Origin of the sequence: Luteibacter sp. UNCMF366Tsu5.1, from assembly GCF_900119235.1 — a bacterium.
GTDB classification, from domain to species: Bacteria; Pseudomonadota; Gammaproteobacteria; order Xanthomonadales; family Rhodanobacteraceae; genus Luteibacter; species Luteibacter flocculans.
In genome coordinates this window covers 952,754-964,100 of the sequence record NZ_FPIS01000001.1, presented here as the reverse complement: position 1 = coordinate 964,100, position 11,347 = coordinate 952,754, and the positions used below count along the sequence as shown (strand labels likewise).

At 63.1% G+C, this 11,347-nt stretch carries 13 protein-coding genes; 6 read left to right on the top strand and 7 right to left on the bottom strand.

Features of this window, described 5'->3' with window-relative positions:
• Positions 1 to 173: 173 nt before the first annotated feature.
• A complete protein-coding gene (locus tag BT115_RS04175) occupies positions 174 to 566 on the bottom strand; it encodes a hypothetical protein (protein ID WP_072321256.1) in 393 nt (130 codons plus the stop codon).
• Positions 567 to 994: 428 nt separating this feature from the next.
• Here BT115_RS04175 and BT115_RS04170 point away from each other — a divergent pair, with 428 nt between their 5' ends.
• The gene (locus BT115_RS04170; protein ID WP_072321255.1) at positions 995 to 1,474 is read left to right on the top strand and encodes an Hsp20 family protein; all 480 of its coding nucleotides are present in this window, start codon (positions 995 to 997) and stop codon (positions 1,472 to 1,474) included.
• A gap of 229 nt (positions 1,475 to 1,703) precedes the next feature.
• Complete coding sequence (locus BT115_RS04165; RefSeq protein WP_072322246.1) at positions 1,704 to 2,087, top strand: VOC family protein; 384 nt, start codon at positions 1,704 to 1,706, stop codon at positions 2,085 to 2,087.
• 51 nt (positions 2,088 to 2,138) lie between these two features.
• Here the strand turns inward: BT115_RS04165 and BT115_RS04160 are convergent, their stop codons facing one another.
• Positions 2,139 to 2,888, bottom strand: a complete 750-nt coding sequence (locus BT115_RS04160; RefSeq protein WP_072321254.1) for an SDR family oxidoreductase — start codon at positions 2,886 to 2,888, stop codon at positions 2,139 to 2,141.
• A 114-nt stretch (positions 2,889 to 3,002) separates the two neighbouring features.
• Here BT115_RS04160 and BT115_RS04155 point away from each other — a divergent pair, with 114 nt between their 5' ends.
• Together BT115_RS04155 and BT115_RS04150 are read left to right on the top strand one after the other, a co-directional pair.
• Entirely contained in the window at positions 3,003 to 3,941 is a 939-nt protein-coding gene (locus BT115_RS04155) for a LysR family transcriptional regulator (protein ID WP_072321253.1), read from the top strand.
• Between the two features lie 90 nt (positions 3,942 to 4,031).
• Entirely contained in the window at positions 4,032 to 4,490 is a 459-nt protein-coding gene (locus BT115_RS04150; protein ID WP_072321252.1) for a hemerythrin domain-containing protein, read from the top strand.
• Positions 4,491 to 4,566: 76 nt separating this feature from the next.
• Here the strand turns inward: BT115_RS04150 and BT115_RS04145 are convergent, their stop codons facing one another.
• Genes BT115_RS04145 through BT115_RS04135 form a run of 3 tightly spaced genes read right to left on the bottom strand, consistent with a single transcriptional unit; the run spans position 4,567 to position 6,301 of the window.
• Positions 4,567 to 4,983 (bottom strand): YeeE/YedE family protein, encoded by a 417-nt coding sequence (locus BT115_RS04145; protein ID WP_072321251.1) that lies wholly within the window; start codon positions 4,981 to 4,983, stop codon positions 4,567 to 4,569.
• Positions 4,980 to 5,423 (bottom strand): YeeE/YedE family protein, encoded by a 444-nt coding sequence (locus tag BT115_RS04140; protein WP_072321250.1) that lies wholly within the window; start codon positions 5,421 to 5,423, stop codon positions 4,980 to 4,982. The genes BT115_RS04145 and BT115_RS04140 overlap by 4 nt, the downstream gene beginning before the upstream one ends.
• A complete protein-coding gene (locus tag BT115_RS04135; protein ID WP_218184735.1) occupies positions 5,423 to 6,301 on the bottom strand; it encodes an MBL fold metallo-hydrolase in 879 nt (292 codons plus the stop codon). The genes BT115_RS04140 and BT115_RS04135 overlap by 1 nt, the downstream gene beginning before the upstream one ends.
• A 169-nt stretch (positions 6,302 to 6,470) precedes the next feature.
• Between BT115_RS04135 and BT115_RS04130 the strand changes: the two genes are divergently transcribed.
• Together BT115_RS04130 and BT115_RS04125 are read left to right on the top strand one after the other, a co-directional pair.
• Complete coding sequence (locus BT115_RS04130; RefSeq protein ID WP_255369353.1) at positions 6,471 to 7,115, top strand: peroxiredoxin; 645 nt, start codon at positions 6,471 to 6,473, stop codon at positions 7,113 to 7,115.
• A 23-nt stretch (positions 7,116 to 7,138) separates the two neighbouring features.
• Entirely contained in the window at positions 7,139 to 7,501 is a 363-nt protein-coding gene (locus tag BT115_RS04125) for an ArsR/SmtB family transcription factor (protein WP_072322245.1), read from the top strand.
• A gap of 194 nt (positions 7,502 to 7,695) precedes the next feature.
• On the opposite strand, the gene BT115_RS19040 is transcribed toward BT115_RS04125, so the two are convergent.
• A complete protein-coding gene (locus BT115_RS19040) occupies positions 7,696 to 9,606 on the bottom strand; it encodes a methyl-accepting chemotaxis protein (RefSeq protein ID WP_072321248.1) in 1,911 nt (636 codons plus the stop codon).
• 144 nt (positions 9,607 to 9,750) lie between these two features.
• Entirely contained in the window at positions 9,751 to 11,331 is a 1,581-nt protein-coding gene (locus tag BT115_RS04115) for a chemotaxis protein CheW (protein ID WP_072321247.1), read from the bottom strand.
• Between the last annotated feature and the right edge of the window lie 16 nt (positions 11,332 to 11,347).

Sequence of the window (11,347 nt, the reverse complement as noted above, 5' to 3'; positions counted from 1 at the left end):
CCGAGGTGGTCCGAACATAAAACTTACATTTGCGGCCCGTCAAGCATTTCCCTTCGACTAAGTCGGGATTGACGCGAGTAGGTGTTTGAGAACTATATGTTTATGATTTTATGGCCGAATATCCTAGGAAAAAGTCCTAGGTTGCTATCGTGAATTCTTGCGCTTTTTGACGCTCACGCAGGAATGCGTGGACGGGTCGGCAAGGTATCGGACGTCGTCGACTTGGCCTGACTGGACGCATTGAGCAGGCTCGCAACGAAACGCACGGCCTTGTTGAGCACGGTGCCGATGAAGGGGAGTCGGCTCACTGGCACGGAAATGACAGCCACTTCTTCACGCACCAGATGGATGCTCGGTTCGGCGTGCCCCCAGGCGAGTTCGACCTCGTTCGGTGCATGCGATCGGCTGGGTACGTCGTCGTGGGTAATCCGCTGCGTCTCGCGATAGAAGTGCAGGTGGATGAAGCCATCGTCCGTCGGACCGGTGACAGCGACGCCGGTCGCGACGGCCGAGGTGAAGTGCGTGGGACGCACGTGCTGCACGATCTTCTTCGATGAGTTCGTCACGACGTTGCCTCGGGTTCTGGACACGAACGGGCAACGGTCGACGTCGATGCTGGCGGATCACCCGCTGCACCGGCGCATCCTCGAACGACACGGCCCCCTGGGCGGCGAGCATACGGGAAGTTCGATAGGCCGCGGCACGAGCCTCTGTGACGCAGTTCGGATTTCCAGCGTCCGTCAGTCGTAAGCGCCCCGCACCCGAGTCCCATGTGGGAGCCCATGGTCTGGCCCCACGACGGGCGACCGATGCCCGAATACGCCGTCTCGGACGATCGGTCGTTTGGACGGCTAAACGATTTCTGAATAGCAGGGCTTGAAATCCGTTCTTGGCTTCATAAATTACGCATGCCGGCCGCTTCGGGACCGGCCCGCCGCTCGCCGATGGGGCGGCTTGGAGACCATTCCGTATTGCTACGAAAGAGGATATGGCTATGCGAACCCTTCTTGATTTTGCTCCGCTGCATCGTTCCAGTGTCGGCTTCGACCGTGTGTTCGACCTGCTTGAGGCTGCTTCGCGCAATCAGGCCTCGGACAACTACCCGCCGTTCGATTCGATCAAGTTGGACGAGGACCGTTACCGGGTGACCATGGCGGTCGCCGGCTTCCGCGAAAGCGATCTCAATATCACCACGCAGGGCAACCTGCTGTTGGTGAGCGGCGAGCGCAAGGGTGAGCCCGAGGGCGAATACCTGCATCGCGGCATCGCCACGCGTTCGTTCCAGCGCCGTTTCGAACTGGCTGAGCACGTGCACGTGACCGGTGCGCGCCTGGCCGACGGATTGCTCTCGATCGACCTCAGGCGCGAAGTGCCGGATGCCATGCGCCCGCGCCAGATTCCGATCGGATCGGCCGACACCCTGGAACACAACGGCTCGGTGCGCCAGATCACGGACCAGCAAGCGGCTGCTTGATCGACCTGCTCTGGTGGGCTTCGAGCGTGAATGGCAAGGTACGGAAGGGGCGCGGAAACGCGCCCCTTCTTGCTGTGCTCTCGGTCGATCGAGACGGACTTTTACGGCGAAGGTGGAGTAGATTCGGCCGGGTTTCGAGCCGCGACGTCCACGCCGGATCGGGTGGGAGGCAGGGCGGGCGGCCATACCCTGGCGTCATCACCGTAACACCGTCATGAGGGAGATGGGCATGAAGCGAGTCACTGGCATCGGCGGCATTTTTTTTCAGGCGGAAGATCCTGCCGCGCTACGCGCTTGGTACAAGACGCACCTCGGCATCGATGTGCAGACCTGGGGCGGCGCGGCCTTCCGATGGACGAACGATGCGGGTGAACCGGTCGGTGGCACGACGGCCTGGTCGATCGGAGCACGCGGTGATCACTTCGCGCCGAGCAAGTCCGCTTTCATGATCAATTACCGCGTCGACGACCTCGACGCCTTGCTGCGCGCGCTGCGCAACGAAGGCTGCGACGTACTGGACAAGACCGACGACTCCGAATTCGGCAAGTTCGGTTGGGTCATGGACCCCGAGGGCAACAAGGTGGAGCTGTGGGAACCGCCGGCAGGCGGTTGAACCGTACCCATGGCAATACCGCCGAGCGCCTGCGCGCTCGGCGGTCGTGGTTCACGCCGCGAAACCGCCATCGATCATGAGGCTCGCGCCGGTGATGTTGCCGGCTTCCGGTCCCGCCAGATACGCCACGAAGCTGGCGACTTCCTCGGGATGACCGTAGCGGCCGATGGCGAGGTACGGAATCATGCCTGCCGCCATCGGTCCGTTCGCGGGATTCATATCCGTGTCCACCGGGCCCGGCTGGACGACGTTGACGGTGATCCCCGCCGGGCCGAGATCGCGCGCCAGGCCCTGGGTCAGGCCCTGCAACGCGGACTTGCTCATCGCGTAGACGGCGCCACCGGAGAACGGCATGCGCTCGGCGTTGGTGCTGCCGATGTGGATGATGCGCCCGCCCTTGCCCATGACACGCGCGGCGGCGCGGCTGGCGATCACGGCGGCACGGATGTTCACCGCGATCGTGCGATCGATGTCTTCCGTGGTGAATTCCGTAATCGGTGCGATGGCGAGTACGCCGGCACTGTTGACCAGAATGTCGAGGCTGCCGAAGGTCTCGACCGTCTTGGCGATCGCCGCTTCGACTGCCGCGTCGTCTGCACTGTCGGCCTGGATGGCAAGTGCGCGACCGCCGGCCTTGGTGATGTCTGCCACGATGGCATCGGCCGCCGAGGCGCCCTGCACATAGGTCAGGGCAACGGCGGCGCCACCCGCCGCGAGCCGGCGGGCAATGGCAGCACCGATGCCGCGTGAGCCGCCGAGTACCAGCGCGCTTTTGCTCTGGATCGAGTTGAGGTCGTTCATGAGGATCTCCGGAGGATGGATAAGCTTGCCCAGTCAATGTAGGCCGCCGTGTCCTCAGCCGGTAGCGCCTTTACGGTAGTTACATTCGATCCAACCGGTTTAGAGTGTGTGCCCATGGATACGCTCAACGGTATCGCTTGCTTCATCCGCAGTGCGGAGTCGGGGAGCTTTGCTTCCGCGGCGCGTGTGCTCGGTCTCACCCCGGCCGCGGTCGGCAAAAATGTGGCTCGGCTCGAGACGGAGCTGGGCGTCCGCCTGTTCCAGCGAACCACACGGCGACTGTCGCTCACCGAGGCAGGTGCAGCCTTTCTGCGGGACGTGCAGGGCAGTATCGATCAACTCGATGGTGCGATGGCCAATGCACGGGCGCGTACCGGCGGGCCGGCGGGCGTATTGCGTGTGGCCTTGCCTTACGCTTTCGGGCGCGAGTTCATCGTGCCGATGCTCGACAGCTTCCTGCAGGCGTTTCCCGCGGTAAGGCCGGACTGGCGATTCGACAATCGACCGGTCGACCTCATCGCCGACGGATTCGATGTCGCCATCGGCGGCGGTTTCGACCTCAAGCCGGGCGTGGTCGCTCGGGCATTGGCGCCAGCGCAGCGCATCCTGATCGCGTCGCCCGACTTCCTCGGTCGTGGGCCGCCGATCCTCACGCCGGACGACCTGGCCGGCAGGGAAGGCATTCTTATCCGTTCGCCACAGACGGGCCGGATCAGGGACTGGGTGCTCACACGGAGGAAGGGTGGTGAAGTCGCCATTGCGCTCGACCGGCGCGTCGTCTTCGACGATCCCGACGCGGCGTGCCGCGCCGCCGCGCTCGGCATGGGCGTGGCGCTCGTTGCGGTGCAGTCGGCGTTGCCGTGGTTCGAGCGTGCCGCGGTCGTACGCGTGCTACCCGAGTGGTGGGTCGAGGGCGGGAACCTGTCGCTGTATTACCCTGCGCAGCATCTGCTGCCACAGAAAACCCGGGTGTTCATCGATCACATCGTGGAGAGCTTCCGAATACAGGATTTGCCCACGCGTTTTTCCGCAGGGCATCCCGCCGTGTGCTGAGTATGCGATGCCGGCGCGTGCATATCTCTCGCAGGAATTTCACGGTGGTCCACTGATGGTAGGCGTCCCAGCCGCTGCCAGGACACATCGATGGATGCCATCAAACTTCTCAAGACCGACCACAAGCTCGTCAAGGAACTTCTGACGCAACTGGAAGAGACCAGCGAGCGCGCCACGAAGAAGCGTGCCGCGCTGCTTCACGAGATTCAGGTCAACCTGAAAGCGCACACGACGATCGAAGAAGAAATCTTCTACCCGGCCTTCAAGGCAGCCGGCCGCAAAGATGAAGCAAAGATGTACTTCGAAGCCCTCGAAGAACATCGCGCTGCCGAAGACCTCGTCCTGCCCGATCTGCTGAATACCGACCCTGGCAGCGTTGAGTTTTCCGGCCGGGCCAAGGTGCTCAAGGAATTGATCGAGCACCACGCAGACGAGGAGGAGAAAGAGATGTTCAAGGACGCCAAGGAGCTTCTATCCAAGGAAGAGCTCGCCGAACTCGGCGCACAGATGGAAGCTCGCAAGGCTGAGGTTATGGCATCGTTTGCCTGAGACCTTGCATGGCATACATAGCTATCCGGTATCGCGCGGTCGATGCCGGATAGCGACGGAAGCCTCGCGCAGTCCTTCACGACGGGCGTGGGTTAAGCAACCGATGCACGCCCATCCCCGCGATCATGGCGACCACGAACACCAGGGTAGGCCAGGGGACGATGACGAGATCGGCGAGTGCCGGGCCTGGGCACAGACCGACCAGACCCCAGCCCATACCGAAGAGCGCGGCGCCCGACAGCAACGCGGTATCGATGCGACGCGATGTCGGCACGTGAAATTGTTGGTCGAACACGGGGCGGGACCGCCGACGGCGAATCTGCCACGCCAAGGCCGATGGGATCAGCGCCGATATCATCACCAAGGCGAGCGAGGGATCCCATGTCCCGGCAACGTCGAGAAAGGCTTGCACGCGCTGGGGATTGACCATATCCGAAAGCGCCAGGCCGACGCCGAACAAAAGGCCTGCCAACACGCTGACGAATCGCGTCATGACGTATACCCGAGGATGTGACGCACGACGTAGACCGTGATGGCGGCCGTGCACATGAAGACACCTGTCGCCGCTATCGAACGTGGCGACAACCGTGCAAGGCCACAGACGCCGTGGCCGCTGGTGCAGCCGGAGCCGAGTCGCGTGCCGTAGCCCACCAACAAGCCACCGACGATAAGAACTGCCATGTTCGCGGTGGGCCCGATGGCAGGCCGGTGCAGCATCAGGTAGGTCAGTCCGGCACCGGCCATCGATGCGACAAGAAACAAACGGTTAGCCGTTCGATCGTGCCCGTCGGCCCAGCCGAGCGACGCGGCCGCCATGCCGGACACCCCGAGTATCCGGCCATTGAAAAGCAGAAGCATGCCGGCAGCAGTGCCGATGCAGAGGCCGCCGAGCACGGGCCAATACCAAGGCAGATGGGCGAGCGTTGCGATCATCACAGCAGGTCCAGCGGAAGCTTGAGATAGCGCACGCCATTGCCTTCCGGTTCCGGCAGATTGCCTGCGCGCATGTTCACTTGAACGGACGGAAGCAGCAGGCGCGGCATCGGCAGGGTGGCGTCTCTGGCTTCGCGCATGCGTACGAAGGTGTCTGCATCGATGCCTTCATGTACGTGTACATTGCTGGTGCGCTCGGCGAGGATGGTGGTTTCCCAAGCATAATCGTCGCGCCCCGGCGCCTTGTAGTCGTGGCACAGGAAGACGCGCGTGGCATCCGGTAGCGACATCAACCGTTGAATCGAGCGATACAGCGTGCGTGCGTCGCCGCCTGGAAAATCGCAGCGCGCGCTCCCGTAGTCCGGCATGAACAGCGTGTCGCCGACGAACACCGCGTCACCGATGACGTAGGCCATGCACGCCGGTGTGTGTCCCGGCACGTGCAGAGCCACCGCCTGCAGCCCGCCGATGGAAAACGTCTCGCCATCGATGAACAGGTGATCGAATTGCCGTCCGTCCCGGGCAAAGCGATCGTCCTCGTTGAAGATGTCGCCGAAGGTCCGTTGGACGGCGGTGATTTGTGCGCCGATGGCGAGCGTTCCACCCAGGCGCTGACGTAACCAGGGTGCCGCGGTCAGGTGGTCGGCGTGCGCATGAGTTTCCAGGATCCACGCGACCTTGAGCTGGCGTTCCGTGACGATCGCCGCGATGTTCTCCGCCGAGCGCGTGGCTGTGCGGCCGCTGGGTGCGTCGAAGTCGAGCACGCTGTCCACGATGGCGCAGGCATCGCTCGTTGGATCCTGCACGAGATGGCTGACCGTAAACGTGGCCGGGTCGAAGAACGAGGTGACGAGAGGCGACAAGGCCGGGGTGCCCATGGCGCCTTGCGATGTGCGAATGGCGCGTTGAAGGGAGGCATCGCCTGGGTAGGGTGTCATGGCACGTCACCGGGTTGGGATGGGATATATTTACATGATTTATGTATATATGTAACTATGGCTTTCAGCCGGTATGGCTTCTGGTCAGATTTCGTTGATGGAGAGCCCTTTGAACGCCGCTTTTCAAACTCCGCGCCCGTTGCGCCTCAACGAGCACGCACCCGATTTCCGCGCCCGGACCACGCAGGGCGACGTATCGCTCTCGGATTACCGCGGGCGCTGGTTGGTGCTGTTTTCCCACCCGGCCGACTTCACGCCGGTGTGCACCAGCGAGTTCATGGCCTTCGCGCAGGCGGCCGCCGAGTTCGCGGCGCTGGATTGCGCGTTGCTGGCGCTGTCCATCGACGGTCTTTACGCGCACCTTGCCTGGATTCGCGACATCAACGAGCGGTGGGGCGTGGCTATCGACTTTCCCATCATCGAAGATCCTTCGATGGCCATTGCGCAGGGCTACGGCATGCTCGCTCCGGATGCCGCCGATAGCGCGACGGCGCGCATCACTTATGTGATCGATCCGGAAGGCGTCATTCGCGCGATGAACTGGTATCCGATGGAAGTGGGGCGATCCGTGCCTGAACTGCTCCGACTGGTGGCAGCGCTACAGACCAGCGATCGGCATGCCGTTGCGACGCCGGAAGGCTGGCGCCCGGGATCGCCCGTTCTCGAACGTGTGGAAACGGACGCATCGAAGGCGTCTGCGATCCAGCCTCGCGATGGCGAGTCGTGGTATTTCCGGTGGCGCCCGTGTCCTTGAGCAACGACGCCACGCTGGACGCGATGAAGGCCGCCGTACCCGAGGTGGCGGAGTTGCTGCGTCTGTTGAGCGCACCTACGCGTCTGCTGCTGCTTTGCCATATCGCGCAGGGCGAATGTGCGGTAGGCGACATCGAGCGAGATCTCGGCATTCGTCAGCCGGGCCTTTCCCAGCAACTCGGTGAACTGCGCCAGGCGAAGCTTGTGACGACGCGGCGGCAGTCGCGGTCCATCTATTATTCGATTGCCGATGAGCGTGTGCGCATGCTGCTGGGCGCATTGCATGCCATTTTCTGTGGCGAAGGGCTGCCGATGGTGGCCCCATCGCCCGCATTGCCTGCCACGCGACAGGGCGGTGCAGCGCGCTTCGCGCGCGTGTTGCCTTAACGGTTGCGCGGAACGTAGACGCTACGACTTCCCGTTGCGCCAACGCCCCCGTCGAACCGTGCTCGCCGCTATAGCGGCTCCTACAAAGAGACGCGCCCCTCGTGCGGGAAACGCGCTCCGTTGCAGGAGCGCGCTTCGTTGTAGGAGCCGCTACAGCGGCGAGAGGCCACCCTCACCCTCGCCCGCGGATAGGCTCAGAGCTTGAAGCCGCTGACCACGGACTCGAGCGTGCGGGTCTGGTCTTCCAGTGCCTTGGCTGCGGCGGCCGCTTCTTCCACCAGTGCGGCGTTCTGCTGCGTCATGTCGTCGAGCTGCGTGACCACTCCGTTGACCTGCTCGATGCCCTGGCTCTGCTCGTGGCTGGCGGCCATGATCTCTTCCATGAAGGTGGCGACGTGCGCGACGCTGCCCGTCAGCTCGCCGATGCGCTCACCCGCCACGCGGACGAGTTCTGAGCCGCGCTCCACATCGTCCACCGATTCGGCGATCAGCGCCTTGATGTCGCGAGCCGCCTTGGCCGAACTCTGCGCCAGGCTGCGCACTTCGCCCGCCACCACCGCAAAACCACGCCCCTGCTCACCGGCACGAGCCGCTTCCACCGCGGCGTTGAGTGCCAGCAGGTTGGTCTGGAAGGCGATGCCGTCGATGACACCCACGATGTCGGCAATGCGCGCCGACGACTTCGTGATGGCATCCATCGTGGTGACCACCTCCGCGACCGTGCCGCTGCCACCGTGCGCCGCAGCTGCTGCTTCGCGGGCCAGCGTGTTGGCCTGGCGCGCATTCTCCGCATTCTGGCGAACCGTGGCGGTCAGTTCTTCCATCGACGCGGCGGTCTCTTCGAGCGAACTGGCCTGTTCTTCCGTGCGCTGCGAAAGGTCGAGGTTGCCGCTGGCGATCTGCGTGGCGGCTGAGGAAATGGCCGAGGAGCTGTCGCGCACCTGTCGCATCATGCCCTGCAGGCGCGCCACGAAGCTGTTGAAGCTTTCCACGACGCCGTTGTATTCGCTGCCGTTGCCTTGGGCGAGACGACGGGTAAGGTCTGCATCGCCCGAATTCAGGTCATCGATGTTGGCCTTGAGCGTGGCGAGCTGGCGCATCAGGGCGCGGATACCCAGCACAAGGGCAGCAAGCAGCAACAAGGCGAGCGGCACCTGCACGGAGGCCAGCTTGGTGAGAATGCGCGAACTGTTCTCGGTGAGCAGGCGAGTGGGCAGGCTGGTGGCAAGTACCCACGGCGTGCCGGCGATCGGCTTCAGGAAGAGCGTGTGCGATTCGCCGTCGGCATCGTAGTCATGCTCGATCTGTCCGGCTTTTGCCAGGCCGGGCAGGGCGTCCTTCACCTGAGCGATCATCGTCGAGCTTCCGGCGAGGTCGGCGAGCTTCTTGAGGACGATATCGTCCTTGATGTACGTGCTGTTGCTGACGATGGTGCCGTTCGGCTCGACGATCAGGATCTGGCCCTGAACCTTCTTTTCCATGTCGGCGACAAGGCGGTTGAAGAAGCCGAGAGTGACGTCGATGGTCGAGACGCCGAAGATCTCGTCGCCCTTGTAGATGGCCATGGCGCAGTTCGTGCGCGGCTGGGCGCTGGCATCGTCCTTGTATGCATTGGCCCACAGGCAGTGCCCGCGTGGTGCGCTCAAGCCGTTCTTGTACCAGCTCTGTTCCCAGTACTTCAGCGCGTCCGGCTGGTTCCAGTGCGTGTTGACGGCCAGCTTGCCGCTGGCGTCGCGCGCGAAGAAGGTGCTGTCGCGTTCCTTGGTTGCTTCGCGCTTGAACGGCAGGGGCCAGATGCCGCCGCCAAACACGTCGGCGTCGCCGTACTGATCGACCAGTCCGGGCTGGAGGCGATCGATGGACGCGCTGTCCATCAGGGCCACCGTCTGGGTGATGCTGCGCTGCTGCGCTTCCACCTGGTGCAGCTTGTTGGTAATGACGCTACCGATCTCGTCCACATTCCATTCGACCAGCTTGGCCTCGGTCGCGCGGAGGTCCGGACTGACGAACAGGCGGATGACGACAAGAGTCAGTGCCACCAGGACAAGAAAATAGGCAGCGACCGCCACCGTGTAGCGTGCCTGGGTCGACTTGAAAAGATTCACGCGGAGAGACCGTAGGGATATGGGAGTTCAATTAACGGCCCGGCCGGGCGGTTCTTTAGGGCTAAATTGTCAGTCTTTACAAACCTTTGCGTCTCGTTGGGGGTGAGACAAATCTAAGTAAACGCTTACGTCGTTGGGGCCCGGTCATGACACAGCGACTGCGGCGCCGAGGTCGTGAACGGCCGGGAGCGTGCCTGGCATGCCGATGTCAGGCGCATTCTGGGTTTCCCCCTCCTCTGCCAGACGTCGTAGCAGCGAGGCGACGTCGAGCAGCAACAGCGTCGTTTCCCCGGGTATCTCGGCGACTTCATGCATGTCCTGCCGCAGTTCGTCGTTCAAATGAAGGGCGATCAGGGCCGGGACCAACAGCTTGTTGGACGGTTCGATGCTGGTGATGCTACGCACGGCGTCGACGACCAGGCCATATTTGTGCCCTGCATGTTCCACGACGAGGATGCGGGTGTCTTCCGTTTCGACGAATGGCTCCATGCCGTACACGTGGCGCAGGTCGATCACGGTGATAAGCGCGTGGCCGGTGTTGAGCACCCCGCACACGTACGGTGAAGATCCGGGCGGGCTGACGAGGGGGTCGTGTGCACCGATGACCTCGCAAACCTGGTCGAGTCGCACCGCCATGGGGCGATCGAGATCGAAGGTCAGCCAGGTTTCCCGTTGAGTCTTGCGGCGGGCGTCACTGGAGTGTTCCTCCTCGTCGGTCACGAGGTACAGGTCATGATGGCCCTTCGCGAGGTGCGCCATGTAGGGGTTGGCAAAGAGCGCGCTGGTGCTGATCAGGATCAGGTCGCCTTCGCCGGTATCGCGTCGGCTGATGACGTTGGCGAACAAACCGATCTGTCCGCGCGTCGGTGGCATGGGCAGCAGCTGCGCCTCTGTGTGCGCCACGATGCTGTCGATGTCGTCGACGAGCAGACCAAGGTAGAAACCCTTGTCACGAAGCACGACGATGCGGCGCATGTCCTCCGCATCGGATGCGTCGGGTGAAGCCAAAGACGAGGCTTCGAGCCCCAGGAAGCTGGACACATCCAGCACCGGCACCGGGCGGTCGCGCAGGTTGAACCAGCCGCGACAGACGGAATCGGCCAATACCGAATGCTCCAGCTCCGGTACTCGTACGATTTCATGGATGGCATCCATGGCTAGCGCCATGTGACGACCGTTCACATGGAACGAAATGACCTTGCTGACTTTGCGCAAGGCGTTGCGTTGGCGCGCCTGCAGAGCGAGCAAGGCGCTGTTGGCCTGCGGAACGCCGGGGAGGCGAACGAGTGCTTCCGCAGACAGCACCTGGATGATGCGCTGGTCGAAGTGAAAAGCCCCGGCGATCAGGCCGGTGGCGTTCGCGCCGTTATCGAAGCGTACGATCTGGCTGCTGGCGAGGCGGAGCATCTCACCGGTATGGTCGAAGGTTACGCCGAGCAGGCTCTGGTCGGCTTTGATGATCGCGACGCGACGATTCGCCTGGTCGCCAACGGCAGGCTGGCCAAGGAACCGGGCCAGGTCCATGACCGGGATCATCATGTCACGGAGCAGGAACAGACCGAGGACATAGTCCGGCGCGAGAGGGATCTGCGTCATGCCTGAGGGGAAGCTCACCACTTCCTGCAGGACGTCGATCGGCAAGGCCAGTTCGAACTCGCCCAGATGGAACGTGCCGAACAGTTGCACGTTGGCCTGAGCACCGGGGGCGAGGTCTAGCGAAGGCATTTCCACGGTGAATTCC